At 38.9% G+C, this 23,135-nt stretch carries 27 protein-coding genes, 1 pseudogene and 1 riboswitch; of the genes and pseudogenes, 11 read left to right on the top strand and 17 right to left on the bottom strand.

Annotation, left to right across the window (positions count from 1 at the left end):
- Positions 1-72 precede the first annotated feature (72 nt).
- Positions 73-657, top strand: a complete 585-nt coding sequence (locus BkAM31D_RS18355) for a CBO0543 family protein (RefSeq protein ID WP_066156506.1) — start codon at positions 73-75, stop codon at positions 655-657.
- 24 nt (positions 658-681) lie between these two features.
- On the opposite strand, the gene BkAM31D_RS23695 is transcribed toward BkAM31D_RS18355, so the two are convergent.
- The 3 genes and pseudogenes from BkAM31D_RS23695 to BkAM31D_RS18365 form a co-directional block, all read right to left on the bottom strand.
- Positions 682-789, bottom strand: coding sequence for a methionine/alanine import family NSS transporter small subunit (locus BkAM31D_RS23695; protein ID WP_157076852.1), 108 nt, complete (start codon positions 787-789; stop codon positions 682-684).
- A 122-nt stretch (positions 790-911) separates the two neighbouring features.
- A pseudogene (locus BkAM31D_RS18360) lies at positions 912-2,313 on the bottom strand (sodium-dependent transporter); the annotation flags it as partial.
- 243 nt (positions 2,314-2,556) lie between these two features.
- A complete protein-coding gene (locus BkAM31D_RS18365) occupies positions 2,557-3,339 on the bottom strand; it encodes a hypothetical protein (RefSeq protein WP_066156512.1) in 783 nt (260 codons plus the stop codon).
- Positions 3,340-3,494: 155 nt separating this feature from the next.
- Between BkAM31D_RS18365 and BkAM31D_RS18370 the strand changes: the two genes are divergently transcribed.
- Positions 3,495-3,926, top strand: a complete 432-nt coding sequence (locus tag BkAM31D_RS18370) for a PH domain-containing protein (RefSeq protein ID WP_066156516.1) — start codon at positions 3,495-3,497, stop codon at positions 3,924-3,926.
- A gap of 110 nt (positions 3,927-4,036) precedes the next feature.
- Here the strand turns inward: BkAM31D_RS18370 and BkAM31D_RS18375 are convergent, their stop codons facing one another.
- The 3 genes from BkAM31D_RS18375 to BkAM31D_RS18385 all read right to left on the bottom strand — a co-directional run bounded on the left by BkAM31D_RS18375 (position 4,037) and on the right by BkAM31D_RS18385 (position 7,536).
- Positions 4,037-5,635, bottom strand: coding sequence for a Na+/H+ antiporter NhaC family protein (locus BkAM31D_RS18375; protein WP_066156518.1), 1,599 nt, complete (start codon positions 5,633-5,635; stop codon positions 4,037-4,039).
- Positions 5,636-5,960: 325 nt separating this feature from the next.
- Positions 5,961-6,146, bottom strand: a riboswitch (Lysine riboswitch).
- A 68-nt stretch (positions 6,147-6,214) separates the two neighbouring features.
- Positions 6,215-6,979 carry a sporulation protein YunB gene (gene yunB, locus BkAM31D_RS18380; protein WP_066156523.1) on the bottom strand — a complete coding sequence of 255 codons (765 nt, stop codon included), beginning with the start codon at positions 6,977-6,979 and terminating at the stop codon, positions 6,215-6,217.
- 74 nt (positions 6,980-7,053) lie between these two features.
- Positions 7,054-7,536 carry a dihydrofolate reductase gene (locus tag BkAM31D_RS18385; RefSeq protein WP_066156525.1) on the bottom strand — a complete coding sequence of 161 codons (483 nt, stop codon included), beginning with the start codon at positions 7,534-7,536 and terminating at the stop codon, positions 7,054-7,056.
- Between the two features lie 266 nt (positions 7,537-7,802).
- On the opposite strand from BkAM31D_RS18385, the gene BkAM31D_RS18390 reads away from it, so the two are divergent.
- From BkAM31D_RS18390 to fbpA, 7 genes are all read left to right on the top strand, one after another.
- The gene (locus BkAM31D_RS18390; protein ID WP_066156527.1) at positions 7,803-8,282 is read left to right on the top strand and encodes a YsnF/AvaK domain-containing protein; all 480 of its coding nucleotides are present in this window, start codon (positions 7,803-7,805) and stop codon (positions 8,280-8,282) included.
- Between the two features lie 100 nt (positions 8,283-8,382).
- Entirely contained in the window at positions 8,383-8,868 is a 486-nt protein-coding gene (locus BkAM31D_RS18395) for a YsnF/AvaK domain-containing protein (protein ID WP_066156530.1), read from the top strand.
- A 3-nt stretch (positions 8,869-8,871) separates the two neighbouring features.
- The gene (locus BkAM31D_RS23700; protein WP_157076853.1) at positions 8,872-9,048 is read left to right on the top strand and encodes a hypothetical protein; all 177 of its coding nucleotides are present in this window, start codon (positions 8,872-8,874) and stop codon (positions 9,046-9,048) included.
- Positions 9,049-9,155: 107 nt separating this feature from the next.
- Positions 9,156-10,271 carry an NADH-dependent flavin oxidoreductase gene (locus BkAM31D_RS18400; RefSeq protein WP_066156533.1) on the top strand — a complete coding sequence of 372 codons (1,116 nt, stop codon included), beginning with the start codon at positions 9,156-9,158 and terminating at the stop codon, positions 10,269-10,271.
- Positions 10,272-10,328: 57 nt separating this feature from the next.
- Positions 10,329-10,514, top strand: coding sequence for a hypothetical protein (locus BkAM31D_RS18405; protein WP_066156536.1), 186 nt, complete (start codon positions 10,329-10,331; stop codon positions 10,512-10,514).
- 111 nt (positions 10,515-10,625) lie between these two features.
- Complete coding sequence (locus tag BkAM31D_RS18410) at positions 10,626-10,865, top strand: hypothetical protein (RefSeq protein ID WP_066156541.1); 240 nt, start codon at positions 10,626-10,628, stop codon at positions 10,863-10,865.
- 173 nt (positions 10,866-11,038) lie between these two features.
- On the top strand, positions 11,039-11,200 hold the full coding sequence (fbpA, locus tag BkAM31D_RS23705) for a Fur-regulated basic protein FbpA (protein ID WP_157076854.1): 162 nt from the start codon (positions 11,039-11,041) through the stop codon (positions 11,198-11,200).
- 47 nt (positions 11,201-11,247) lie between these two features.
- Here the strand turns inward: fbpA and galE are convergent, their stop codons facing one another.
- Positions 11,248-12,258, bottom strand: coding sequence for a UDP-glucose 4-epimerase GalE (galE, locus tag BkAM31D_RS18415; protein ID WP_066156544.1), 1,011 nt, complete (start codon positions 12,256-12,258; stop codon positions 11,248-11,250).
- A gap of 177 nt (positions 12,259-12,435) precedes the next feature.
- Between galE and BkAM31D_RS18420 the strand changes: the two genes are divergently transcribed.
- Positions 12,436-12,861 (top strand): hypothetical protein, encoded by a 426-nt coding sequence (locus tag BkAM31D_RS18420; RefSeq protein WP_066156547.1) that lies wholly within the window; start codon positions 12,436-12,438, stop codon positions 12,859-12,861.
- 59 nt (positions 12,862-12,920) lie between these two features.
- Positions 12,921-13,388: a YusW family protein gene (locus BkAM31D_RS18425; RefSeq protein WP_066156550.1), complete on the top strand. Its 468-nt coding sequence runs from the start codon at positions 12,921-12,923 to the stop codon at positions 13,386-13,388.
- Between the two features lie 344 nt (positions 13,389-13,732).
- On the opposite strand, the gene BkAM31D_RS18430 is transcribed toward BkAM31D_RS18425, so the two are convergent.
- The 10 genes from BkAM31D_RS18430 to BkAM31D_RS18475 form a co-directional block, all read right to left on the bottom strand.
- Positions 13,733-13,984 (bottom strand): hypothetical protein, encoded by a 252-nt coding sequence (locus BkAM31D_RS18430; RefSeq protein ID WP_066156553.1) that lies wholly within the window; start codon positions 13,982-13,984, stop codon positions 13,733-13,735.
- Positions 13,985-14,178: 194 nt separating this feature from the next.
- Positions 14,179-15,102 (bottom strand): ATP-binding protein, encoded by a 924-nt coding sequence (locus BkAM31D_RS18435; protein ID WP_268873104.1) that lies wholly within the window; start codon positions 15,100-15,102, stop codon positions 14,179-14,181.
- Between the two features lie 33 nt (positions 15,103-15,135).
- On the bottom strand, positions 15,136-15,315 hold the full coding sequence (locus tag BkAM31D_RS18440) for a hypothetical protein (protein ID WP_066156559.1): 180 nt from the start codon (positions 15,313-15,315) through the stop codon (positions 15,136-15,138).
- 173 nt (positions 15,316-15,488) lie between these two features.
- Entirely contained in the window at positions 15,489-15,731 is a 243-nt protein-coding gene (locus tag BkAM31D_RS18445) for a hypothetical protein (RefSeq protein ID WP_066156561.1), read from the bottom strand.
- A gap of 618 nt (positions 15,732-16,349) precedes the next feature.
- On the bottom strand, positions 16,350-17,306 hold the full coding sequence (locus BkAM31D_RS18450; protein WP_066156564.1) for a thymidylate synthase: 957 nt from the start codon (positions 17,304-17,306) through the stop codon (positions 16,350-16,352).
- Positions 17,307-17,432: 126 nt separating this feature from the next.
- A complete protein-coding gene (locus BkAM31D_RS18455; RefSeq protein ID WP_066156568.1) occupies positions 17,433-19,589 on the bottom strand; it encodes a TRAP transporter permease in 2,157 nt (718 codons plus the stop codon).
- A gap of 21 nt (positions 19,590-19,610) precedes the next feature.
- The gene (locus tag BkAM31D_RS18460; RefSeq protein WP_066156569.1) at positions 19,611-20,102 is read right to left on the bottom strand and encodes a DUF1850 domain-containing protein; all 492 of its coding nucleotides are present in this window, start codon (positions 20,100-20,102) and stop codon (positions 19,611-19,613) included.
- Positions 20,092-21,102, bottom strand: a complete 1,011-nt coding sequence (locus BkAM31D_RS18465) for a TAXI family TRAP transporter solute-binding subunit (RefSeq protein ID WP_066156572.1) — start codon at positions 21,100-21,102, stop codon at positions 20,092-20,094. The genes BkAM31D_RS18460 and BkAM31D_RS18465 overlap by 11 nt, the downstream gene beginning before the upstream one ends.
- Positions 21,103-21,335: 233 nt before the next feature.
- Complete coding sequence (locus tag BkAM31D_RS18470) at positions 21,336-22,442, bottom strand: HD-GYP domain-containing protein (RefSeq protein WP_066156573.1); 1,107 nt, start codon at positions 22,440-22,442, stop codon at positions 21,336-21,338.
- A gap of 253 nt (positions 22,443-22,695) precedes the next feature.
- Positions 22,696-23,001 (bottom strand): YunC family protein, encoded by a 306-nt coding sequence (locus BkAM31D_RS18475; RefSeq protein WP_066156576.1) that lies wholly within the window; start codon positions 22,999-23,001, stop codon positions 22,696-22,698.
- Between the last annotated feature and the right edge of the window lie 134 nt (positions 23,002-23,135).

The following is a 23,135-nucleotide window of genomic DNA, read 5'->3' on the forward strand; positions in this document are numbered from 1 at the left end:
CTTTCTCAGATAAGTTAATAACATTTAGGAAAATGGACAAACTATAAAAAATCAATAAATGAGGACGGTTCTATGTCTGATGCACAAATAAAAATGTTAGAAGAACTAAGAAATGCCCACCAGGAATTAGGGGTTACTTTGCTTGACTACTGGCAACAATATTCTGGTCTTAACACGATTCAATTTTGGATCAATTTAATTATGTTACTTGCTCCATTAGTCATTCTTTATATGAAGATTGATCGATCAAGAGCATTACTACTAGGTTTTTTTGGATTTAATGTCCACACGTGGTTCACTTATATCGACAACGTCGGTGTTCGCTTTGGCTTTTGGAGCTATCCTTACCAAGCAATTCCCTTTTTGCCTGTTCATTTTGGGTTAGATGCTGCACTGATCCCAGTAAGCTTCATGTTACTTTATCAATACTGTCTCAATCACGAAAAGAATTTCTATGTATTTGCTTTAGGATTGTGTGCCGGTCTCTCTTTTGTCTTTAAACCGTATTTAGTTATATTTAATCTCTTCCAACTGCATAATGGTGCTAATTACTTTTACCTTTTTGTGTTTTACCTCATTATTGTTGGACTTGCTATTGTTATAACAAATTTATTTTTACATTTTGAGAAAACAACAAAGAAAAACATGCCCAACTAATATGGAGGGCATGTTTTTTCTTTGTTATCTTTTTGCTTTTGCAACTTTCACCGCATTGGCAATGCTCAGTCCTAATCCACCCCATATAATGACCATTCCGAGAATCATCATCGTAACTGCTCCGCCACTCATATGATCACTCCTTTTTATTTCTTAGGTACATCAAGGTCGCCTTTACCCCATTTGAATTTCGCGAAAATAAAGCCAATGACTATAGCCCCAATCGCAACTAGCCAACCTGATGCAATAATAAATCCTGTTGAATAGCCTTCATAATTATTCGTAAGGTTTTCAATCGTATTCTGAATGAACATATACCCTAATACAATCGGTGTAATGATACTTAAACAAATTTTCCACCATGCTCCTAAGCGGAAGTCTGACACACCATCTGCGTGTGTTTGCAATTCTGGCAGTTTCTTTAAGAACCAGGAAACAGCGACAACTGACACTAGACCTGCTAATGCTACACCAAATTGATTAATAAAATAATCGGCAGCATCTAAGAAGAATAAACCTCCTTGTGTTGCAAACAAAAGTGAAATTAAAGCAGATAAACCGCCTCCAATGGTAACTGCTTTTCTTCTAGAAAATTTAAACTTATCTTGAACCGCTGATACAAATGTTTCCACAATTGAAATAAGTGAAGACAAACCAGCAAGCACTAGTGAGCCAAAGAATAATACGCCAAACAAGCCATTCATTCCTGGAAATGTGTTAATAATCTCAGGGAAGACAACAAAGGCAAGACCGATTCCAGCACTTGCAACTTCAGATACACCAACGCCTGAAGCATTAGCCATAAACCCTAACGCCGCAAAAACACCAATACCAGCTAATAATTCAAAGCTTGAGTTACTGAACCCGGTAATAAAAGCATTATTCGTAATGTCTGCCCTTCTCGATAAATAACTTGAATACGTTATCATAATCGCAAAGGCAATTGATAAACTGAAGAAGATCTGTCCATATGCCGCCACCCATACTCCAGGTGACATGATCTCACTCCAATTCGGTTTGAAGAACGCATCTAGACCTTCCATAGCCCCTTCTAGCGTAATCGCACGCGCGACAATAAGAAGGAACATCATGACTAGTAAAGGAATAAAGATGCGGTTTGCCCACTCAATTCCTCTCTTAACCCCTTTAAATAACACTCCTAAGGTAATGATCCATACTAGAACTAATGGAATAAAGACACTTGGAACGAGTGCCCCAATATCCCCGGTGCTCCACCTGCAACGACATCAACGCGTTGCAAATATTCTCCCATGAGGAAACCACCTGTGTCTTCCCCCATCTTTGATTAAAGGCAAAATACGTGTACGAGAGCGCCCACGCAATTATGACTGCATAATAGGTCGCAATTACAAAGGCGATCGCCACTTGCCACCAGCCGATCCATTCGGCTTTTTTATTAAGCCTCGCATACGATAACGGGGCAGAACCACGGTATTTGTGCCCGATCGTAAACTCCATAATGAGAAGAGGAATACCAGCAGTTAAAAGAGCAAATAAGTACGGTAAAAAGAAAGCTCCTCCTCCATTTTCATACGCTACATACGGAAAGCGCCAAATGTTTCCCAATCCAACTGCAGAACCAATAGCAGCTAAGATAAACCCAGCACGAGTCCCCCATTGTTCTCGTCCGTTCATCACCTTCACCTCACTATTTCATTTTTGAGCTTACACTATTTGTTTATTCGCCCTCTATCTGTTTTAGTCTAACCATTTTATTTTTTCTGAATTATTTTAATTTTATTTCCACACGCTAAACCTTTGCTGTACCAAAGAGGTTCATAGAAGAATGTTGGAAATAAAATTATTTCTGAATAGTTTGTCCTACTAAAAAAAGGCACTCAATCATTACTCGGTTGAGTTGCCCTTTTTATTAAAGTTTCAGAACGTTTCTAGATCTGCCTCAATGACTTCAACATATCCGTTCTGATAATGCACTTCTATCTGCGCGGTTGTATGCTCTTCTCCAGAAAACTCAACAAACCATGAACGCTCATTGCCTTTATCACGCCTTAATTGTAATGGTTTCCTTTCCTGATTGCCCTCTCTAGTTATAAGAACATAGATTTTATCGACTTGATAAAGATCATCTTCTGTTTCGTACTGATCTACATAAAGCTCATAGCCTGTTATTTCAGACGAACCGTTTGTTGACCAACCATAGCCAATTGATATAGAAGTCGGTTTATACACTTCATAAGGAATAACTCCAACTTCACTTCCTCTGCTCCTCGTCCCTTCTTCAATAATTTGATAACTGTATTCTACTGCCGGATCGAGTTCGATTGTCGTTTCGTACGATAAGGCTGAAAGTTGGTTTGCCTTTGCTTCTATCCATTTTCCGTCATTCTTTCGATATAGAAAGGAAAACGAAGCCTCTTTCTCTGCTTCACTAAGCGTAAAAGAAACATCTATTAGTAATTTTCGCGGACTTGTTGGTTGCTGACCGTAGCTAAACTGAATATCTCTCACCCATTGATCGCGCTGTTCAAGTTCGGACAAACTATACTCAACAGATGAAACCTGACTCTCAATCCAGTCTAACTGCGAAGTGACCGTATTGTTCAATTGTTGATTAATTTGAGTCATTTGAACAATGATAAAGCCATTTAATAAAATACTTCCAACAAGCAAAGCAAGGATGACCTTAGTCGATGTTTTCATATTTGCCACCTCATTCATTAGGGTGAATTGAATCGAACCAGTTTTTCTCAAAAGCGTCTTGCCTTCTCCTTTTTATAGTAAAACTGGTATTGTATTCTATGCTAAACTTACACTAGATACTAGAAATTGGAAAGATTATTTTAGGGGGATGAGACATGTATTTTCCGTCAAAAAAAGATTTCTGGATGACTGTTCTGATTTGGGGAACCATGCTCGTTTGCTTTCTTCCTGCTATGTTCTCTCAAGACTTCATTGCTTTTCTTATTTTTATACCAGTCCTATTTTTATTAGTGTGGATTTGGTTTTCTACTGGTTATTTCATTGAAAATTCTATGTTACTAATTCGTAGTGGACCTCTGCGCAAAAAGGTAAATATTCGAGGAATAAAGAAAATTCGCAGGACTAGAACGCTGTTAAGCAGTCCTGCGCTATCATTTGACCGATTAGAAATAACGCATGGACGTTTTGGGGATCACCTCGTAATCTCTCCGGTGCGTAAGCAAGAATTTATAAAGCAGTTACTCAAAGAAAATGATCAGATTGAATTAGATGCAAAAGTGAAATCTTTGCTAGAGAGCGAAGATTAATAGACACACTATTCGAATGCCTTTTGCCGTTAGTTTTAGCTTGCTTATATATTAAACAGATGCCCATCCAAAAAAGGACGCTAGGTTTCCCTAGCGTCTCCTACATTATTCTATGCCTTTGCTGCTGTCATTCGTTTTAATACCATCACGGTTCCAGCAAGTAGTACGAAAGCAACAAGTAAGCTTAACACAACGCTCGAAGTTGCCCCTAATACTAAATAAGAAATCATCGTAATTCCAGCTGCAACGAGTGCATAAGGTAGCTGAGTCACAACGTGATCAATGTGATGGCTTCCAGCTCCTGTTGAAGAGAGAATCGTAGTATCAGAGATTGGTGAACAATGATCTCCAAAGATAGAACCTGCAAGAACAGCTGCCATCATCGGCAAAATCATGTTAATGTCAATAACCGCTGCCATTTCACCTGCAATTGGCAGTAGTAAACCAAACGTTCCCCAAGAAGTCCCCGTTGAAAATGCCGCTAATCCAGCAATGACAAACAAAATAACTGGGAGGAACATTGGATGTAAGTTCGAATTATCTACAAGTGATGCCAAGTACGTACCTGTACCTAAATCACTAATAATTGAAATTAATGTCCAAGCAAAGAATAAAATGTAGATAGCCGGAAGCATCGACTTCATCCCTATTCCTAAAGCAGTTCCTAACTTAGTACCCGCTTTTGGCTTTAACACGTTTAATACAAGTGCAACAGCTAAACCGAACAATCCGCCATAGACAAGTGCAGCTGCAACATCTGTATTTTCAAAAATCGTTAAGATTGTTACATCGCCTTCTGTACCTTGAATTCCTGTCATAATCATAAAGAAGACTGTTCCAACAATTAACGCAACGATTGGCCATACGAGATCGCCGACTTTTCCACTATCACTTGCTTTAATATCCTCTTGCGCACCAGGGATCGCACCAAGCTTTGCATTAAACAATTCCCCTGTTTCCTGAGCACGCTTCTCATGTGCTTTCATCGCACCAAAATCTAAATTAAACCACGCAACAGCAAGAACTAAGCCAACTGCCACTAACGCATAAATGTTCATTGGAACCATTAACATAAATGCTTGCAATGCTTCATACTGTGTAACTGAGTGAGTCGCAAAAATTCCTGCAATAATCGCAATAATATAAGCTCCCCAACTTGAGATTGGAGAAATGACACACATCGGTGCAGACGTAGAATCAACTAAATAAGCTAATTTCGCACGTGAGATCCGGTGACGGTCTGTTAATGGACGGCTCACATTACCAACTGTTAAACTGTTAAAATAATCGTCGATAAAAATGATGACACCAAGAACAACTGTTAATAACTGAGCTCCCACACGTGTCTTCACTTTTGTCATCGCCCACTCTCCAAACGCTCGGCTTCCGCCAGAACGAGTGATCAGCGCAGCCATCATACCTAATAACAGTAAAAAGATGATAATAAAGAATTCCCAAGTATTAATGGCAAAACGATTAGCAACGATTGCTTGAGTCACAGCCCCAAATGTCGCTTCGGCCTCAAAATCAAAGATAATCCCCATTACAATCGCATAAATGTTAGCTGCCGCTGTAAGTGGGTTAAAGTCATTTAACATCATTGCCCCAACAATAGCTCCGACTCCCAAAGATAAAAGAACTCGCCTTGTTAAAATAACCATAACAAGCGCTAATATGGGAGGCAGTAAAGATAAAATAGATGATTCCATATAAATAACCTCCTAAGTAAAATATGGTACTTTCATAGAATTGGACTATTCAATTTATCGGCAGATACAATTCCCCGGATCCTCCCTTTGGTCGGATGTCGCCGCATCCTGCGGCTATGCAAAACCGGATCCTCCCTTTGGTCGGATGTCGCCGCATCCTGCGGCTATGCAAAACCGGATCCTCCCTTTGGTCGGATGTCGCCGCATCCTGCGGCTATGCAAAACCGGATCCTCCCTTTGGTCGGATGTCGCCGCATCCTGCGGCTATGCAAAAAAGGCGATAATGGTTACCCACTATCGCCTAATACGCGCGTGTTGTCCCCATTTGAATGGTAGTCCTCCATAGCTTGAGCGCTCCTCAAGCTATGACAGCCCTGCACTTATTCAATGCAGTTCCAGCAAGAAACAGTTCGACACCTGTTACTACTTCGGCGACTTCCCCTTTTACTTTTCGTCAACGTTGTCATCCTCAGACAAAGCTACTCATGTTAGTCGCGCCTCTACCTCATCTTTTACAATGAGGCACCTCTATTTAATTACCGTTTAGCATGTTATCATGTTTTTTGTCGATTGACAATGTCAATTTCCTCCACCTGCTGATTGCCCTGCTGGAAGGATCATCCCTCCACCTTCAGAATAATACTCAGGTACTTTCCCTTGGATGTTGACAAGGCCAACAGGTACCGTCGTTTTAATCGCTTCTGTATTCGTTGCGAACGGAATAACAATTTTCGCATCAACAATTACATCAAAATTAACCGATATTGTTGTATTATTAATGCCCGTGTTTTTCACATCAAGATTTAAATCAGTTTTCACATCACCAATTGCTGAGAATCGAACCGGAATTTGTGGACCGAGCTGAGCTAGTAAGGCATTGTTAGTCGCTTGACCGAGAGGAATGCTATAAATAATTCCTCCATCATTAGAAGGTGATCCTTCCATTTCAGGGTCGATTGATACATCAAAGACCTCTCCCCGTTCAATTGCTTTTAAATGACGTTGAACACGATTGGTTGCTTCCGACAAAATGCGATTGTATATTTGCGTATTAAATTGAATGGACTGAATCATGTTATCTGCATCGGTTTGTACGATGAACAGATCGTCTTGCTCAAGGTCTGAAGCAATTTTCTTCGAAACGGCATCATTAATGGCTTTTGTGGCAATAACTCGAGTCTCTGTCGTGGCAATAGTCATTAATGTCGGTCTTATACCCCTCTCTATAATCCACAGCCCTTGAACGGTTAACACAACAAATAGTAAGAAAGATAATAAGAGTACATAACGAAATGGCAGCGGACCTTTGCGAGACTGGGGTCTGCGTGTTTTTGGTGCTCTCATGTTGAAAACCCCCTTCACCAAATTTATATGCGGCAAAGGGGGGAGTTTGACCAAAAATTTATGCAAGCATTCGCTTATACTCTTTCGTACACCCGGAACTCATGGGGATAACGATTTTTCTCATCAACTATTCCTTCCGTAACAGAAACAAGCTCCCATTTCTCCTTTTCAATTTCCGGAAAAAAGGTATCGCCTTCAAATTCTTCATCAATATAGGTAACGTACAAGCGGTCTACATGCTCCCAGAATAAAGAAAATATTTGCGTACCCCCAATGATAAAGCATTCGTCTTCCTGTTTGGACAAATGTAACACTTCATTAACATTTGTAACAACGTCGCAACCTTCTACCCTGAAGTCCTTATTCTGAGTAAGAACGACATTTCTACGCTTAGGCAGTGGACGTCCAATGGACTCGTATGTCTTCCTTCCCATCACAATCGTATGTCCTGTTGTAACTCTTTTAAAAAATGCTAAATCTGCTGGTAAATGCCACGGCAGTTGGTTATTAACCCCAATCGCACGATTACGATCCATAGCAACAATAAATGAAATCATAAGTAATAATCTCCTTTAGTTTGTTTTTGATATCGTATCACATTCCAGTCAAAACTGTAGAAAAAGTTAGTGCTTACAGTGTTGTTATTCGGATCATTGACTTCTAACTTTTTTACTCTTTCCCTAACCATTTACCTTCTATTGGCTCTTTCAATCATGTCTCTCCACTTAAGTCATGATATTCCAACGAATACTCTTTCCTTCACTCGGTCATCATATATCTTGCACGCCGATCCAATCACTTATATTCAAGGAGGTTTTTTAAAATGGGCTTTTTTGACTTATTTAACGAAGAAGAAGCAAATGAAAGAGAAACTCGCCGAGAAGTACGTGGGGAACGTCGTGTTGCTGATACAGAATTTGCTGCTGAAGATGCGCACCTTGACCTTCGTGAAGAGGAATTAGACATTCATAAACAACGTGTCGAAACGGGTGATGTTGTTCTTCATAAAGATATTATCGAAGAAGAGCAAACTGTGAATGTTCCTGTTTCTCATGATCAAGTTGTGATCGAACAACGAGCGGTTGACCATGAGCCGTCAGATGAACCCAATACGGAAGAGGAAACGGTTCATATACCCGTTACCTCAGAAAAGGTCGATGTTGATAAGCATACGGTCGTAACAGGTGAAGTCTCGGCTCATAAACGTAGCGTTCAAGAGACAGAGCAAGTTCATGATGTCATTCATAAAGAAGTTGCCGAAGTGGAAACACATGGTGACGCTGAAGTGATTAGAGAAGACTAGCAGAAATTGGCTGACAGAAGGATAACTCTTCTGTCAGTCTTTTTTTCATACTTATTTTCCCCGTGGACATACTAATTAAATATGTTTTTGGGAGGATCGTATGGGAACATATCTAATCATCGGGGCTATATTAGGAAGTTTATTCGGTTGGGTATTGGGCTCTGTCACAATTGGACTTTTGCTTGGGGCGGTAGCCGGTGGACTTATTGGGTTAATTCTAACAAAGTTAAGAGTTCGCAAGCCAGAAGATACAGGAAACGACGTAGCACACGTTCAATTGAAAGAAGAGCAATTAGACATTCACAAAGAACGCGTCCAAACAGGTGAAGTGAAGATTCATAAAGAAGTCGTTGCCGATAAAAAAACGATTACTGTCCCGATAAAACGTCAAGAATTAGTCGTTGAGCTCGGAGACGAAGAGAAGTACCGAATTCCTCTTAAGGAAGAGGAAATTGTAATAAAGAAAAACCCGGTTCAAGTGGCCGAAGTATCTATAAGCAAAAGGCAAATAAATGAAATGGAACAAGTAACAGAAAAAGTTAAAAAAGAGACCCTTCATGTAAATTCAAGCGAAGGAGATAAGTAGCCTATGAAACGAATTCCTGTAGGAAGCATTCTTTATTTCATTTCAAGTGTTCTTTGGCTTTTCCTTGCGTACTCGGGAATAGGAAATTGGTCAACACGTGTGTACATCTTTTTGTTTATTATTTTCGTAGCACTAGGGTTCATTAATTGGCGCATGACTGATCGAGCGAACTCTGATTGATTATAGGACAATTATAATACTTACTTTTTACAAGCATATATTTTGACTCTCTAGGTTGATCTAACCTACAATCACACTTGAAACTGTTTTATTAAAGGAGTGCTACAATGAGTAATCAAAAGATTTTAGAACCTTTTCGCCTACGTTCAGGTGTTGAGTTAAAAAATAGAGTATTAATGGCCCCAATGACAAATTTTTCGTCTGATGAAAACGGGGTTGTGACAGATGAAGAACTTGCCTACTATGAACGACGTTCCGCTGGCGTCGGTGCTGTCATTACAGCGTGCGTCTATGTAACAAAAGACGGAAAAGGATTTCCAGGTGAGTTTGGAGGGGATGAGGATGAATTAATTCCTTCCTTGACACGTTTAGCTAGTACCATAAAAGGAAAGGGTGCAAAAGCCATTTTGCAAATTTTCCATGGCGGACGGATGGCCCCTCCGAACGAAGTTCCAAATGGTCAAACAATTAGTGCTAGTGCGGTCGCAGCGGAACGTGATGGTGCAAAAATTCCAAAAGAGATGACGGAGGAAGATATTTCTCGAATCATCAACGCTTTTGGGGAGACAACTCGTCGAGCTATTGAAGCTGGATTTGATGGTGTTGAAATTCATGGAGCGAATACATACCTCATCCAACAATTCTTCTCCCCCCACTCCAATCGTCGCCAAGACCAATGGGGAGGCTCAATCGAGAAGCGAATGAACTTTCCTAAAGCCATCGTCGAAGAAGTGTTGCAAACAGTAAAGCAATATACGACAGATCCATTTATTGTTGGCTATCGATTCTCTCCAGAAGAAGCAGAGAATCCCGGCATTACGTTTGATGATACGTTGAAATTAACGGAAGTACTCGCAAGTTATCCGCTGGATTATTTGCATATTTCGGTTCAAGATTTCTGGGGCGGTTCCATACGCGATCATAATGATACGGGCTCTCGTGTCGTTCGAATTCAAGACCATATCGGTCACAAAATTCCTATCATCGGAGTTGGTTCCTTACATACTCCAGAAGATGTGAATAAGGCGCTTGATGTTGTTCCTTTAATTGCTCTAGGGAGAGAATTAATTATCGAACCGGATTGGATGAAAAAAGTCGAAACTCATCAAACAGAAGACATTCGAACAACTCTTTCTAAGAACGATCAAGAAGCTCTTGTCATTCCAACTCCCCTATGGCAGGCAATTATGAATACCCCTGGTTGGTTCCCTGTTCAAGATTAACCAAGCAAGCACCTCTTTTTTCCTTTTTCATATTGTATAGAGGAAAGGAGGATGAGCATGGATCGCTTTATTTTTCTAATGATTGCTTGTATTATTGCTGGGTTTGCCCTTTTAAGAGTTTCGTTAAACGGCACATTTTTAGCTGGGATTGAGCCAATTACAACTATCATCGGTTTGATCACAGTCATTCTTTTCTCTTTCGTTTTGATTTTCAATGGTGTCCTCGTGCTGTTTAAACGGTAGCGAAAGGAGGATGTCCATAGGTTGAGCATGAACCTTAAGACATCCTCTTTTTTTGTTTTGTTACATAAATAAGTTTTTATTTGGTAAAACTAAGCAATAGAGGTGAGGACGATGAACCATAATCTTGATTATGATCGTGATGGCGACAGAGAAGATGCATTATCAGCAGACGTAATTGCTTCACAGTTGCAATCTAGTTTAGCTAGAGAAGAAGAAATGATGAAAACATACTTAATTTTATCTGAACGAATTCATGATAATGCTGAATTAAAAGATCGTCTAGTGAATTTTGCTGAAGGAAATGCAAAGCGTTCAAGACAGCTTATGGATGAACTTTCGAAAGAACTGTAACGATGAAAAAGGCGATAACATAGATCTCTTCTCTCGTTATCGTCTTTCTTACATAGGCATAAATACCAATTGGAAAAAATATAGAAATTGAAGCTTGCTTTTGATTGACAATAAATCCTTTTTACCTTACAATAAGTATTGTAAACGCTTACATCAACAAAGGGAGTGACGTTATGTCTTTTGCAACACAACCACTTGATAAAGACACGATTATCGATACCCTTTTACAACATCAGCTTTTTAAAATGCCTGACGGTCGCCAATTATACGAAGCTACCGAAGTAGAGCTCCAAAAATTATTCTATTCTGAACTTGGTGACCCATATACGAACTAGTATATTCAAACGAGCCTGTGTACCAATTACACAGGCTCTATATTTTTTTACTTTTCATACCCATTCGGGTTATTTTTTTGCCATCTCCATGAGTCCACACACATTTCTTCGATCCCCTTCATTGCCGTCCAGTCCAGCTCTTCTTTCGCCTTAGTCGGATCAGCATAACACACGGCGATATCTCCTGGTCTTCGGTCAACGATTTGATATGGGACAGATCGATTAGAGGCTGCCTCAAATGCTTTGATCATTTCTAAAACACTGTACCCATTCCCTGTCCCAAGATTATAAGCATCGGCACCTGTAGAATGTAATACTTTTTCAAGCGCTTTTAAATGTCCTTTTGCCAAATCAACCACATGAATGTAATCACGAACACCCGTACCATCTACTGTCGGATAATCATTTCCGAACACTTTTAACTCGGCCAACTTCCCAACAGCTACTTGTGTAATAAAAGGCATTAAGTTATTCGGGATTCCGTTTGGGTCTTCCCCAATCGTACCACTAATATGAGCACCAATTGGATTGAAATAACGCAGCAGTGCGATGCTCCACTCGCTATCTGATACATACAAATCTTTAAGGATTTCCTCAATCATTAACTTTGTACGTCCATAAGGGTTTGTTGCACTAAGTGGAAAATCTTCATGAATTGGTACACGCTCTGGCATTCCATAAACCGTAGCCGAAGAACTAAAAACAATGTTCTTCACCCCATGCTTTTGCATAAGTTCACAAAGGACTAGTGTGCCTGTGATATTTGTATGATAGTAATGCAGTGGAATAGAGACTGACTCCCCTACAGCCTTTAATCCGGCAAAATGAATGACAGCTTCAATGTCGTTCTCAACAAAAACGTTTTCTAAAGCTGCTTTATTTAATAAGTCAACTTCATAAAACGGGAACTCTTTTCCTGTAATGCTTTTGACTCTATCAATTGACTCCATTTTACTATTTGAAAAATTATCAACTACAACAATTTCATGTCCAGCTTCAAGAAGCTCTACACACGTATGACTTCCAATGTAACCGGCTCCACCCGTAACAAGGATCATTCTATCACTCCTAATGATGCTCTTTATAATCTCTCGTATTTTACCATAATGCTGGCAATTATCCTATCATTAATCAACCTTTATCGTTTGAAACAATTCAAACATGACTACACTTTATAAAGCTGTTCTGCTTTGAGAAAAAGATAGTGCAAAAATCGAACGAGGCGGGTGTTAACGATGATTAGAGCGATTTTTTTAGGAGTCTTTTTTGTGTTTTTATGTGTGAGTGTTCCAGGAATAATTGGTTTGTATTTAGGAAACCAAACTGAAAACCTTGATACACCTAATCAGAATGAGCTTGTTCTAAATGCGCCAAATAATCAAGTGATTGATAGTAACGAAGAGGAACTTACTCCTTCTTTTCCCATTCCAAACAATGAACATTCATCCACTCAAATCCATACAAAAGATGATGCAATTGAGTTGATTCTTGAAGAATTTACATTTACCGAACTATTAGGTCTATACCGCAGCATTCAAAATGGTGTAAGCGAAGAAGAAAAAGAAGAGTTGCTTGCGTTATTAGAAGAGCGATTTAGCCAAGAAGAAATAGAAGCATTAAAAGTCTTTGGATTTAGTGAATTAGAGAAAGTATTACAATAAAATGGGTACACTAGTTACGAACATAGTTTTATGTAAATAATTATAGAGAAGGTGATTGTATGAAGAAATGGTTCTTGCTTTTATTCGTATTTACAGTTGTTGGCTGCGGTCAAAATAATGCTACAGAAGAGCCTCTAACGGATGGAGCCGATCAAGCAGAAACCGAGGATCCTATTACAACGGATGAAGGGACGGCTGAAGCTACCTATTTTACAGACTTTGATTTAGATGTTGAATATGCGAATGACCAATCGGTTGAAGTGGATTATGATTACGAAGGTCAACGAGATGAAGCGGAAGTAGACAACGAACTAACAGGAGAATCACTCCGCGGCGATGAGGCACTTGCTTATGTCTATTCTACCTTTGAGCAACTTACTATTGATCCACAAACCGATGATGAGACTGTCATTAGAGACATTTTGAATGTGTTTAACTTAGAGGATAACTACGAGGACTTTGAACTTGAAGTAACCTTTTTAGACGGGACCAAGAAGGAATATAAGTCGAGACAAGGAACGACTTAAAACAAAAAGAAGGAAAGATCCTTTAGCTTAACATGTGTTCTTTAGAGAATAAATAACAGATAAATGAAGCTGGGACATTACTAAAGTGTTTGGATGAAAATACGAACCACATGATTAGCAAAGTATATTCCGGAACGGATGCTATGCTATTATGTTCGGATTCATCGTTATTGGAAACTCTTTTGTCCCGGCTTCTTTTAGCATTGAATAAGTAAACGGAATGGTATACTAGATCATAAAATTGCATTGGCCATAACCAATGCAGCTGTTTCTATGAATTACCATACATGTACAGATGACGTTTCGTTTCTACTATATTAATGAGTTCATAATGTCACTAGAGACTACCTAGGCATACAATTTTCACAATGGCTAATCATTTCTTCCAACATATCTGAACTTGTCAATGTTATCCAAGGTACTTCAATGCCTTTTCCAGGTGCAAGTGCTTTTCCTCTGTATTCTTCATGTTCGTTAACTGCAATGTAAATGTCCCAACTCCAAGTACTCTGTTTGTTCGTAGATGCTAAGTCTCCTTTATTATCAATCTCAACTAGAAAATGATTTTTAATTGAAAACTCTCTAATATTCTCCATCTCTTCCACTCTCCTCTTTCAATGTTCCCTTACATACATTCTGTGGAAAGATCATTTTTCCTATCTGAATCGTCAGACAATTACTGACATCGCATTAGAAAATTGTCGATTAAATCAAAAAAGCACAAGAAGAAAGAGCGTCACGATCAGTCTGTTTTTAACCGATCGTGACGCTCATCTTATTCCATATGTACTTATTCCTTTACTGTTTCGTGCATTGGTAGAGAAATCATAACCTTCGTTTCCCCTTCATGATTCTCAAAACTAATGGCCCCATTATGCTCTCTCATAATCGTTTTTGAGATTGCTAGGCCTAACCCTGTTCCATTTTCCTTTGTTGAGAAGAAAGGCTCTCCAACCCTTTCGATAATCGATACTGGAATCCCTTCTCCCGTATCTGAAACTTCAACGATGACTTGCTCTCTTGAGTCCGTTCGCACTTGAACAGATACGATTCCACCTTCACCCGCAGCCTCAAGTGCATTTTTAAAAATATTAATTAACACTTGCTTAATTTGTGCCTTATCGACAAATACAACAACTTCAGGTACATGATTGAAAAGACTCAGCTGTATATTTTGAAGCATAGCTTCATTTTTAAATAGCTCTACCACTTCATCAACGATCTTATTTAGAGGATAGTTAGCCTTTTTCGGTGCCGTTGGCTGAGTAGCTAACAGGAAATCATTAATAAGTTGATTCATGCGGTCCAACTCGCTTATGACGATATCTCGGAATTGATTATTTTCATCTTCCTGGAATAGCAATTGAACAAAGCCCTTCACGGATTGCATAGGATTACGCAGTTCATGAGCTAGCCCTGCTGATAATTGTCCAAGTAAAGCTAACTTCTCCAGCCTCATCAATTTGTCATTGACAAGATCATGCTTAGAACTGGTAGCCCCTTCTAATATAACGGATATAATCGAAGAAATTCTTTTAATTGCTTCAATTTCGTCTTCAGTAAAAGCATATGGTTCCGGATCGATTGCACACACCGTACCAAACATCTTCCCGTTTTTTAAGTAGACAGGCATTCCTAAGTATGAACCAACATTCGCGTCGTATATTGCTTCAAATACATTTGCTCGTTCATCTTGTTTTGTGTCATTTATGATTAACGGTTCCCGACCGTTTGTTGAGAAAAGGCTTCATATAACATGATCTTTTGGTAATTCAACACCTTCAACTAAATTACAACCATTTTGATTAAATACTTTTATAACCTTAAAGGTCTCTTCTATTTGGCTGACAAACAACGTACGTGTACCAATTAATTTGTTTGAAAACCATAAAAGATCATCCAATGCTTTATCAAATTGACCAGTCATACATCTCACCCCCCTATCATAAAAACAACAGCCTATTTTCAAAACAATAAAATGATTATAACAAGTTTTTTTTGATAAGGGGGTTTTTCCCTATTTTACTTTTGAGATTCATTCAAATTGCCTAGCCTAAAAGTCATCCATCGTTGTTTATTCATAAAACAAAAAAACATCCATTACGGATGCTTTGGCATTTGTTCTTCACAAATAGTCATCATTTCTTCTAGTAAGTCATGCCCTCCAAGTGGAGTCCAGGGTACTTCAACGCCTTGAGCTGGTGCTAATGCCTTTCCTAAAATTTCTTTTTCGTTTGCTGCAATATATATATCCCAACTCCATGATTTCAACTTATCACTAACATGATCTATTTCAGCTAAATAATGCTTCACCTTAAAATCATCCATTACCCCTTTAAACATTTACATCATCTCCTTTAACAAATAGGACAACTTCTTTTTATTATAATAATCTGAATATTAATAATAGTAAAGTATATTGTTAGATAATCTCACAAATAACTTCTGATTATATGTGAGATCTCTCTTAATTACTAGTGTTTCCTAGACTGTACCATTCATACGTATTAATGTTTCAAGAAGGCTCTTCGCTCTGCATATTCTAAACATTTAGGACACACATTGATTATTTTCTTATCTTGATTTCGATATTTCGTAAAATACCCTTGTTTTGACTGACAAAAATAACACTGTTTCTTAAATAATGACCTTATGAAAGCTAACAATTACCTTCCCTCCATTGGATTGTCGACCTCTTATGTTTTTTCATATATCTGTAGTAGATCATTCATATTCGGTATAACGCATAAATGTTCCGGCGATACTTGATAAAAAACAATAGATAGGATTGATGGAAATGGAAGAAGAGAGCAATGTGTTTAAAGGATTACTATGGGGCTCTGTCTTAAGCATACAATTATGGGCTTGTATCCTTTTTATTTTCAAGCAATTCATGTAATGGTTATGTTCAAAAGAAAAGGTGATCAATGGGTCTTTCGCTCTCCCACTGATCACCTTTTTTCACACTGCTACAGGTGCTTTAATTGAACTATGGGGTTCATACCCAATCAACTGAATATCCTTCATCTCAAAATCAAAAATGCTTTCCACATCTCGATTTAATTCAATCGTTGGCAATGCCCTTGGTTCTCTTTCAAGCTGAGTTTTAATTTGATCAACATGATTCGAATAGATATGGACATCTGCACCAGAATAGATTAATTCTCCAACCTCTAACCCGCATTCATGGGCGATTAAATGAGTAAGAAGGGCATAAGACGCGATATTGAACGGAAGTCCAAGGAACACATCATTTGAACGCATATTAAACATACAGCTAAGCTTCCCTTCGTTCACATAAAATTGAAATGCGTAGTGACAAGGTGGCAGCTGTTGGTTTTCCAGTTCTGATGCACTCCATGCATTACACAATAACCTTCTAGAATCTGGGTTCCGTTTAATTTCATTAATGATGTATTGGATTTGGTCGTAAACCTTCCCATCAGCGCCTTCCCAACTCCGCCATTGTTTGCCATAAACATTCCCTAAATCTCCAAATTCTTTGGCAAAGTCATCATCTGTCAGAACTCGTTCTTGATACATTTTTAATTGCTCTTGGTAGATCGCATTAAATTGTTCATCTTCTTGACTGCGAAGACCAAAATTTGTCATATCAGGGCCATCGTATTGTTCGGACTCTACCCATTTTTGAAAACCCCACTCATCCCAAATGTGGTTGTTATTTTCAAGTAGATATCGAACATTCGTATCTCCTTTTAAAAACCATAGCAGCTCTGTAGCAACGAGTCTAAATGGTACACGTTTCGTTGTTAAGAGAGGGAAGCCTTCTTGTAAATTAAAACGAAGTTGATATCCGAAAATAGAAATCGTTCCTGTTCCTGTACGGTCTTCTTTTTTCGTCCCGTGTTCGAGTATATTACGACATAAATCTAAATAGACTTTATCTGCTTGATTCATGGAAAATCACCTTACCTATCAGTAGTAATCTTTATTTTAGCACAAAAAAAGAGCGAATCCCTAGGGAAGTCATTAAAAAGGCATGTTTTACCTTTTCAGTGGCTTTGACCTAAGGATCCCCTCTCGTTAGTTCACAGCAGGCTGTGTCTGTCCACCGTCTTTTCGTTTACGGATCAATTGAATAGCTACTAATAGAACAAGCAATACGATTCCCGCGACATCTGTCATCCATGAACCATGAATGAAAACTAGCGCTGTAGCTAGAGCAAGTATGCGCTCGTAGAACTTTAACTTCACAAGGAAAAAGTTTTGAATAAAGACTACGAAGGCAATAATTCCAAGTAATGCTGTAAAGATATTTTGAGCAATAACCGGCCAGCTATAGAGTCCTGCATTTTCAGGCAATAATAGAATGACGGTATTCGTTGCAAAAACGAATGGAAGCAGCAATGCCCCTGAATCAAACTTAAAGCCTTGTATCCCGGTTCGTATCGGCTCCGAGTTGGCAATCCCCGAGACCGCATAAGCAGGCAAGTTAATTGGCGGTGTATCATCAGCTAGAATTCCATAGTATAGAACGAATAAGTGAGCAGCCATAATTGGTACACCCATTTGAACAAGAGCCGGAGCTACCATCGCTGCTAAAATGACATACGTCGCCGTAGTCGGTAAACCGAGACCTAAAATTAAACAAGCAATCAGCGTGAATGCAAGGGCTAAGTAAAGGTTGTCACCGGCCCAGTTCACGATAATAACAGGGAGCTTCGCTGTTAAACCAGTCAAGTTAATAACCCCAATTAAAATTCCCGCCGTAGCACAAGCTACAACAACAGTTAACGAATTACGCGCTGCCATTTCAAAACCAGCAAATAACTCTCTCACTCCAAAACGAACTGGAGCGGCATCAATTTTGAATTGCTTTTGTAAAAGAACAACAAAAAGTGCAACAAATATTCCAATTGCCACCATGACGCCAATTTCAATTCTCCAGTCTAAGACAAAGTGCATTGCATAGGCAAATCCACCGACGATCGCTGCAATTAATAGGCCCACACCCATTTTTTCACGCATACGGTGAGTAAAGACAGCAAGAGTTAGTAAAATCACAATAGAGAAAAAGGCTGCATTCGGAACGGTATTCCCTCTTACTAAGAAATAAACGAGAATGATAACCGGTAAAATTAAATAACCATGCTGAATCAATGTTTTCCGAGCCGAAACGAGCATTTCTTTCGGCAAACCTTTTATATTGTGCTTTGAAGCTTCAATATGAACCATGAATAAAATAGCGATGTAACTTAAAATCGCTGGAATCGCCGCTGAACGAATGATTTCAGCATAAGAATAAGGGGTATACTCAATCATTAAAAAGGCTGCGGCACCCATAATTGGCGGTAATAGTTGCCCACTTGAGGAAGAGGCTACTTCAATTCCACCGGCTACTTGTGGTTTAAAACCAACCTTCTTCATGAGCGGAATTGTAAACGTACCTGTCGTAACCGCATTGGCAACAGAACTACCTGAAATTGAACCTAACATCCCCGATGAAACAACCGCGGCTTTAGCCGGTCCCCCTTTATACTTACCGAATGCACGTAAAGCCAAATCGATAAACATTTTTCCAGCACCGGTTGCTTCTAGGATCGCACCGAATAAAATAAAGATAAAAACATATGTTGCCGATACTGATAATGGCGTACCAAATATCCCTGAACCGGTGTAAGTCATTTCATAAATAAAGTTTTCAAAATTTGCCCTAGTATGTCTAAAAGGCGGATTTAAGTAATGTCCTAAAAAGAAGTAGGCAATAAAGATGGAGCCAATAATCACTAACGGCTTCCCAACTACACGCCTAGTTGCTTCAAGGACAAGTACGATTAATGTAATCCCAATGATTAAATCTGTCGTTGACATTCTCCCCGTTAAGATTGAATTCGACGTTTGATTGGCATATAAATAATAACCGACAAAGATCGCAATAAGAGCAATAAGAAAGTCATACCACACAATTTTTGTTTGCCCAAGCCCTCTTTTGATAGGGAAAATTAAGAACACAAGCGCAAGTCCAAATGTTAAATGGATGATCATATGAGTTCTTGTACCTACCCCTGGCATAAGGCCAAAACCTGCTGTATATAAGTGATAAAGGGACATAACAATGGCTCCTACTAAAATTAGTAATGCCATCCAGCCACGGACCTTCCGATCACTTCCAGCAAGCTCATTCACTTTCTCTTCCAAATCGGGATCAGCTTGATAACTAATCTCTTCTTTCTTAGTCATACATTCAACTCCTCTCAATGATTATTTCTTGATCACTTGAATCCGAATTCGTTCCCCGTTTAATTCAGCAGATAAATCAACTGTTTGACCGTCAATATTAAAAACATGTGGAAATAAATCAGACGGCAACATGTTTAGATATTCAATTAAACGTTCCTGCTTTATAACGATAAAGCCATCTTTCATTTCTAGTTCATCTTTTTGTTCATAAGGCAAACCTGCCCCAAATGATTTTGTCCAGCTTTCAGTTGCGATCATATTGTAATGTTGATCAATTTTAAAGTATTCTCTAACTGGCGATCGTTCTACAGAATGGATGTACTCATGATAGAAAATTTGATTGGGTTCGATCGGTGTCTCAAAATAGACTGAACTCTTATAAGGTAGGTAAATTTGTAAAAAGTATTCGTCTTCGTTCAAGAAATTTGATAAAACAACGATGGTTATTAGAAGGAAGAAAAAGGCAGTGCTTAAAAGCAATGCCTTTTTGCTGACCTTTTTTTTATTGCTCATCGAAGAAACGTTGTGCACCTGGATGTACTTCAATAGACATCCCATCTAATGCTGTATCTAACGTGATATTTGTACCTTGTTGGTGAGCATTACTAAATGCCTCTGTGTTTTCAAACATTGCTTTCGTAATGTCATACACTAGATCTTCATCCATGTCAGTTGATACAGCTAACATCGCTAATACAGCAGCTGTTGTTGTATCTTCTGTTCCGTATGTGTCACCAGGAATTGTAAACTCCGTATAGTATGGGTAAGCATCTGCTAATTCAGCCACTTTGTCTGAACTAATTTCAACAACGTTAATATCTTTTGATGCTTTAAGAGCTTCTACTGCACCAGTTGGTAATCCAGCTGTGATGAAAGCAGCATCGATGTTGCCATCTTGGATTCCGTTAGCTGCGTCACCAAAGCCCATGTACTCTTCATTGATATCGTCATACGTAATATCATGAATTTCAAGAATTTGACGAGCATTGATTTCCGCACCCGATCCTAAGTCACCAACCGCTACACGTTTGCCAACTAGATCTTCCACAGTAGCGATTCCACTATCAGCAGCCGTGATAATTTGAACAACCTCTGGGTAAAGAGTGGCAATCCCTTGGAATCCTTCTAACGCACCGTCTTCTTCAAACATATGAAGACCTTCTGATGCATAATACGCTACATCATTTTGAACTAATGCGATATCAGCATCGCCATCAACAAGGCCATTAATGTTTACAACTGAAGCACCTGAAGCGAATGAAGCAGCATCAACATTTTCAACATGCGCGTTAATAATGTTGTTTGCAAGCGCAGCACCTAACGGGAAGTATGTACCTTGTTCTCCACCTGTCATAATCGCAATATCAGTGAATTCGCGAGTAGTCTCGCCGCCTTCAGCTTCTTCACCAGTATCGGCACCATCATCAGCTGGATCTGCAGGATCTTCTGCACCACCACATGCAGCTAGTACTAACATAAGTGCTAGCATCATTAAGAAACTTAACTTTTTCATGTGAAATTCCCCCTTATATCTAATTTTTATATGTTAGCAGCCTCATATGAGACTTGCGTAACACCAATGTGACCATTACTTATTCTATAGTCAACAACTTAATTTTACAACTTATTAGTCATATTTCATACTATAAAATCTAGTATATGACAGAACATCCAAAAAATAGATACTATTTGATGTATTTTGACAAAATCTACTAACTTACTAGTAGCAGACTAATAGAAAAACAATTAGGCGGGGTTACTGGCTGCTAAAGTGGTTTCCGTTTCGATGATCGTCACGTTCAGATGCTTCGTTAAATCGATATCATACCCTATTGCTAGTACAAGGTTATGTTCTTCTGTCACGTGAACAATTGGATGAGTACTTAGTTGCTTATTCTGCTTCATAACAAATCCTTTTCGACCATCACTAAGTTTCACCCTTAATCCTACAGGATAAACAGCAATGGTATTTCGAAAGGCTTCCACAAGTGAGTGCTCAAACTGATGACCGACTCCGGAATACAGCAATTCTAACCCTTCATGAGGCAGCATCGGTTTTCGGTAGATACGATTGGAAGTTACCGCATCAAATACATCTGCAACGGCAATGATCTTTGCATACAAATGAATTTCGTTTCCCTTTAATCCTTGCGGATACCCTGTTCCATCAGGACGTTCATGATGTTGAAGAGCACAATGAGCGGTTACCAACGATACATTAGGTACATTTCTTAGTAAATCATAACCAGCTCTCGCATGCGATTTGATCATTTGATATTCTTCATCCGTTAAACGATCAGGCTTATTTAAGATCTCAACAGGAATAGCCATTTTCCCAACGTCATGAAGCAATGCTCCTAACCCAATTTCCATCAATTGCTTGTCCGAAAAACCTAATTCTATCGCTAGCCTTAATGTATATACCGTAACATTTAATGAATGCGTAAAAATATAACTATCATAAATAAAAACATCCGACAAAATTTCAACCGCGTTTTTATTGTTTTTTATATCATCTAATATCACTTCCACAACTTTCGAGAAATCCTTATTCAGGCGATCACAATTAAGAGATTTTCTTAGTTGAATACCATCAGCAATGGTTTGAAATTTAGTTTTTATCGTATGAATCGCCAGTCTCTTTGTTTCTTCCTTTACGACAGAGTTGAACTCAACCCCTTTTGTCTGTTCATCTTGAATATAAATAAATGTGTATCCAAGCCCGATTAATCGATTGAGAACACGCTCTGTAAGCATGGCACCTGTATTGAGCAAAACTTGTCCACTATCATTATAAATCGCTTTGCCTAGCTTTGCGCCTACTTCAACGGAACGAGTGGAAACCAATCTCATAGTTTGCTCCTTTCGATTGAAGGCGGCAACCGTTCTACTTCAAAAAAAGTAGCCTCCATTGGCCTTCCCTTTGTATATCTACTTTTGCGATAAAAACGATTTTCTGTTTATTTTATTTCAGTTTACAACATCACGATCATTCTGCAAGTAAATCTCTTCCAATTTTGCTGAATCCCCTATAAAATAACTGAATTATGTCGAAGAAGGTCGCACAAAAAGAAAGTAGCCGATTCGCTCGACTACTTCATTATCATTAGTATTTCATCTTCAAAAGAGCATCGGTGCCCTTCATTCCTGGATGGATTCCTAGTGCTTCTGCTTCTAGCGTTACAGATTCTAATGGAGCATCTAATAATTGATCAATCGTTCGAACTCCAACTGCTCTCCCTGCCACAATTTTACGATCCTTTAACTTCTCATTTAAAAGCGCCACATCAAGAGCACCACACATAATGTATCCAGTATCATTCATAACAGCCATAAAATTTGTCTTCGGTAGCTTTAATGTAACCGCAATAAACGTCTCACCTTCGATTTGTATCGGATTCATCTCAAGCATTCGAAATACCCTCCCTCTTAAACATTCCAATCTCATTAGTTACGATATGAAAGGAACCCAAAAGACGTGAAAAAGGTTGTTCAAAAAGGGCGGGTTTCCCTTTTTGAACAACCTTTTTGCAATGAGCGAAGCCG

Origin of the sequence: Halalkalibacter krulwichiae, from assembly GCF_002109385.1 — a bacterium.
GTDB classification, from domain to species: Bacteria; Bacillota; Bacilli; order Bacillales; family Bacillaceae_D; genus Halalkalibacter; species Halalkalibacter krulwichiae.

What these genes read in the sequence shown, in the direction of transcription:
- BkAM31D_RS18355 (WP_066156506.1), top strand. Translation starts at nt 73, where the DNA reads ATGTCTGATGCACAAATAAAAATGTTAGAAGAACTAAGAAATGCCCAC.
- BkAM31D_RS23695 (WP_157076852.1), bottom strand. Translation starts at nt 789, where the DNA reads ATGAGTGGCGGAGCAGTTACGATGATGATTCTCGGAATGGTCATTATA.
- BkAM31D_RS18365 (WP_066156512.1), bottom strand. Translation starts at nt 3,339, where the DNA reads ATGAAAACATCGACTAAGGTCATCCTTGCTTTGCTTGTTGGAAGTATT.
- BkAM31D_RS18370 (WP_066156516.1), top strand. Translation starts at nt 3,495, where the DNA reads ATGTATTTTCCGTCAAAAAAAGATTTCTGGATGACTGTTCTGATTTGG.
- BkAM31D_RS18375 (WP_066156518.1), bottom strand. Translation starts at nt 5,635, where the DNA reads ATGGAATCATCTATTTTATCTTTACTGCCTCCCATATTAGCGCTTGTT.
- yunB (WP_066156523.1), bottom strand. Translation starts at nt 6,979, where the DNA reads ATGAGAGCACCAAAAACACGCAGACCCCAGTCTCGCAAAGGTCCGCTG.
- BkAM31D_RS18385 (WP_066156525.1), bottom strand. Translation starts at nt 7,536, where the DNA reads ATGATTTCATTTATTGTTGCTATGGATCGTAATCGTGCGATTGGGGTT.
- BkAM31D_RS18390 (WP_066156527.1), top strand. Translation starts at nt 7,803, where the DNA reads ATGGGCTTTTTTGACTTATTTAACGAAGAAGAAGCAAATGAAAGAGAA.
- BkAM31D_RS18395 (WP_066156530.1), top strand. Translation starts at nt 8,383, where the DNA reads ATGGGAACATATCTAATCATCGGGGCTATATTAGGAAGTTTATTCGGT.
- BkAM31D_RS23700 (WP_157076853.1), top strand. Translation starts at nt 8,872, where the DNA reads ATGAAACGAATTCCTGTAGGAAGCATTCTTTATTTCATTTCAAGTGTT.
- BkAM31D_RS18400 (WP_066156533.1), top strand. Translation starts at nt 9,156, where the DNA reads ATGAGTAATCAAAAGATTTTAGAACCTTTTCGCCTACGTTCAGGTGTT.
- BkAM31D_RS18405 (WP_066156536.1), top strand. Translation starts at nt 10,329, where the DNA reads ATGGATCGCTTTATTTTTCTAATGATTGCTTGTATTATTGCTGGGTTT.
- BkAM31D_RS18410 (WP_066156541.1), top strand. Translation starts at nt 10,626, where the DNA reads ATGAACCATAATCTTGATTATGATCGTGATGGCGACAGAGAAGATGCA.
- fbpA (WP_157076854.1), top strand. Translation starts at nt 11,039, where the DNA reads ATGTCTTTTGCAACACAACCACTTGATAAAGACACGATTATCGATACC.
- galE (WP_066156544.1), bottom strand. Translation starts at nt 12,258, where the DNA reads ATGATCCTTGTTACGGGTGGAGCCGGTTACATTGGAAGTCATACGTGT.
- BkAM31D_RS18420 (WP_066156547.1), top strand. Translation starts at nt 12,436, where the DNA reads ATGATTAGAGCGATTTTTTTAGGAGTCTTTTTTGTGTTTTTATGTGTG.
- BkAM31D_RS18425 (WP_066156550.1), top strand. Translation starts at nt 12,921, where the DNA reads ATGAAGAAATGGTTCTTGCTTTTATTCGTATTTACAGTTGTTGGCTGC.
- BkAM31D_RS18430 (WP_066156553.1), bottom strand. Translation starts at nt 13,984, where the DNA reads ATGGAGAATATTAGAGAGTTTTCAATTAAAAATCATTTTCTAGTTGAG.
- BkAM31D_RS18440 (WP_066156559.1), bottom strand. Translation starts at nt 15,315, where the DNA reads ATGACTGGTCAATTTGATAAAGCATTGGATGATCTTTTATGGTTTTCA.
- BkAM31D_RS18445 (WP_066156561.1), bottom strand. Translation starts at nt 15,731, where the DNA reads ATGTTTAAAGGGGTAATGGATGATTTTAAGGTGAAGCATTATTTAGCT.
- BkAM31D_RS18450 (WP_066156564.1), bottom strand. Translation starts at nt 17,306, where the DNA reads ATGAATCAAGCAGATAAAGTCTATTTAGATTTATGTCGTAATATACTC.
- BkAM31D_RS18455 (WP_066156568.1), bottom strand. Translation starts at nt 19,589, where the DNA reads ATGACTAAGAAAGAAGAGATTAGTTATCAAGCTGATCCCGATTTGGAA.
- BkAM31D_RS18460 (WP_066156569.1), bottom strand. Translation starts at nt 20,102, where the DNA reads ATGAGCAATAAAAAAAAGGTCAGCAAAAAGGCATTGCTTTTAAGCACT.
- BkAM31D_RS18465 (WP_066156572.1), bottom strand. Translation starts at nt 21,102, where the DNA reads ATGAAAAAGTTAAGTTTCTTAATGATGCTAGCACTTATGTTAGTACTA.
- BkAM31D_RS18470 (WP_066156573.1), bottom strand. Translation starts at nt 22,442, where the DNA reads ATGAGATTGGTTTCCACTCGTTCCGTTGAAGTAGGCGCAAAGCTAGGC.
- BkAM31D_RS18475 (WP_066156576.1), bottom strand. Translation starts at nt 23,001, where the DNA reads ATGCTTGAGATGAATCCGATACAAATCGAAGGTGAGACGTTTATTGCG.